The following is a 1,341-nucleotide window of genomic DNA, read 5'->3' as shown; positions in this document are numbered from 1 at the left end:
CGTCAAGGCATCCAAGGGCGGCGCCGTTGAGTTCCGCGTCGAGAAAGCCGGCATCGTTCATGCTGGCGTCGGCAAGGTCTCGTTCGACGTCAAGGCCCTGGAAGAGAACATCCGCGCCTTCGCCGACGCCGTGACCAAGGCAAAGCCGGCTGGCGCCAAGGGCAACTACGTCAAGAAGGTGTCGGTCACCTCGACGATGGGCCCGGGCCTCAAGCTCGACGTCGCGACGCTCACAGCGTCCTGATACGAACATTTGGATCGGCCGCTAAAGGGCTGATCCGCAAGTGAATTCCGGGCCTCCGACTTGTCGGCGGCCCGGTACCGGAAGCCGAGAGGTTTCCGGACATCCTGTCCGAGATTGCAGGCGGCCCAGAAGCCTTAATTCGATTTGGGCCTGCATGAGACGGGTGAAGACCGGACAACGGAGCGACTGCTCCAATGAAAGGTTCGAACCGTGTTTGCCTTTTGTCTGCGCATCGCCGGCTTGACTGTCGATGTGGCGAAAGGGGGCAGGATCCTCGAGCGTCGTTCGGGAGGTCCGTTACTGGATGGCCCGGCCGACAAAGGCAACCCGACGCCTGTCCCCGTTAATGGGGCAGGGGTCAACTGGAGATAGGCAGTGGACAGAGCGGAAAAACGCGAACTCGTCACGGGCCTGAACGGTGCGTTCTCGAACGCAGGTTCAGTGGTCGTGGCCCACTACGCCGGTATCACCGTCGCGCAAATGAACGACCTTCGGTCGAAAATGCGCGCCGCCGGTGGCACCGTCAAAGTCGCGAAGAACCGTCTCGCCAAAATCGCTCTTCAGGGCACGGACTCCGCATCGATCATCGAGCTGTTCAAGGGACAGACGCTGATTGCTTATTCGGAGGATCCGATTGCGGCGCCGAAGGTCGCGTCCGATTTCGCCAAGGGAAATGACAAGCTCGTCATTCTCGGCGGCGCAATGGGCACCACCTCGCTCAACGCCGACGGTGTGAAGGCACTCGCCACACTTCCGTCGCTCGATGAGCTGCGCGCCAGGCTGGTTGGCATGATCGCCACGCCGGCAACCCGGATCGCCCAGATCGTCAATGCGCCAGCGGCCTCGGTCGCGCGCGTCATCGGCGCTTACGCCCGGAAGGACGAGGCGGCATGAGGCCGTTCCTCGCTATCACAAACACACGTTCGAACCTTATGAAGGAATACAACAATGGCTGATCTCGCAAAGATCGTAGACGACCTTTCGAAGCTGACCGTCCTCGAGGCGGCCGAGCTGTCGAAGCTTCTGGAAGAAAAGTGGGGCGTTTCCGCCGCTGCTCCGGTGGCTGTTGCCGCCGCTGGCGGTGGTGCGGCCGCTGC

The 1,341-nt window shown here is 61.9% G+C and carries 1 protein-coding gene and 2 pseudogenes; all 3 read left to right on the top strand.

The features are described from left to right. A pseudogene (locus EN935_RS36150) lies at positions 1-244 on the top strand (50S ribosomal protein L1); the annotation flags it as partial. 375 nt (positions 245-619) lie between these two features. After that, entirely contained in the window at positions 620-1,138 is a 519-nt protein-coding gene (gene rplJ, locus EN935_RS36145; RefSeq protein WP_013531412.1) for a 50S ribosomal protein L10, read from the top strand. Positions 1,139-1,192: 54 nt separating this feature from the next. Then, positions 1,193-1,341, top strand: a pseudogene (locus tag EN935_RS36140) (50S ribosomal protein L7/L12); the annotation flags it as partial.

The organism is Mesorhizobium sp. M7D.F.Ca.US.004.03.1.1 (assembly GCF_003998635.1).
Lineage (GTDB): Bacteria > Pseudomonadota > Alphaproteobacteria > Rhizobiales > Rhizobiaceae > Mesorhizobium > Mesorhizobium loti.
Note: the sequence above shows the minus strand (reverse complement) of the source record. Positions and strands in the feature narration are given on the sequence as shown.